Raw genomic sequence first — 1,089 nt, 5'->3', positions numbered from 1 at the left:
ACGGTCTTGGCCTTCTCGACATCGAGGATGGGCATGCCGAAGATGGGCGAGGCCGGGTCGGTCTTGGCGGCGGGGTTGGTGACGTCGTTGGCGCCGATGACGAAGGCGACGTCGGCCTGGGCGAACTCGGCATTGATGTCCTCGAGCTCGAACACCTCGTCATAGGGCACGTTGGCCTCGGCCAGCAGCACGTTCATGTGGCCGGGCATGCGGCCGGCGACGGGGTGGATGGCATAGGAGACGTCGACGCCCTCTTCCTTGAGCTGGTCGGCCATCTCGCGCAGGGCATGCTGGGCCTGCGCCACCGCCATGCCGTAGCCGGGCACGATGATGACCTTGCCGGCATTCTTCATGATGAAGGCGGCATCGTCGGCCGAGCCCTGCTTGACCGGGCGCGTCTCCGGGCCCTTGCCGCCGCTTGCCGCCGCCGCATCCCCGCCGAAGCCGCCCAGGATCACCGAGATGAAGGAGCGGTTCATGCCCTTGCACATGATGTAGGACAGGATGGCACCGGACGAGCCCACCAGCGCCCCGGTGATGATCAAGGCAAGGTTGCCCAGGGTGAAGCCGATGCCGGCCGCCGCCCAGCCCGAATAGGAGTTGAGCATCGAGACCACCACCGGCATGTCGGCCCCGCCGATCGGGATGATGATCAGCCCGCCCAGCACCAGCGAGGCGATGACGATCAGCCAGAACAGGGTGTGGCTGGCCGAGAGCACGAAGGCGATGATCAGGGCGACCAGCAGCGCGGCCAGGGCGGCATTGATGACATGCCGGCTCGGCAGCAGGATCGGTGCGCCGGACATGTTGCCGTTGAGCTTGGCGAAGGCGATCACCGAGCCGGTGAAGGTGATGGCGCCGATGGCCACGCCCAGCGACATCTCCACCAGCGACTGCGCTTCGATCTCCCCGCCATGGGCGATGCCGAAGGCGGCGGGGGCATAGAGGGCGCCGGCGGCCACGAACACCGCGGCCAGGCCCACGCCCGAATGGAAGGCGGCCACCAATTGCGGCATCGCCGTCATCGCCACGCGCCTGGCCACCACGGCGCCGAGCCCGCCGCCGACGGCCAGGCCTGCGACCACCAGC

1 protein-coding gene is annotated in these 1,089 nt (G+C 68.4%); it reads right to left on the bottom strand.

All coding sequences use genetic code 11. The features are described 5' to 3' along the window. A partial coding sequence (locus ABXS05_RS34820) for an NAD(P)(+) transhydrogenase (Re/Si-specific) subunit beta (protein ID WP_367627081.1) occupies window positions 1-1,089 on the bottom strand: 1,089 nt, incomplete at both ends.

It is taken from the genome of Labrys neptuniae (genome assembly GCF_040797145.1).
GTDB lineage: Bacteria > Pseudomonadota > Alphaproteobacteria > Rhizobiales > Labraceae > Labrys > Labrys neptuniae.
The sequence above is the reverse complement of the archived record's forward strand: the minus strand, read 5'-3'. Positions and strand labels throughout refer to the sequence as shown.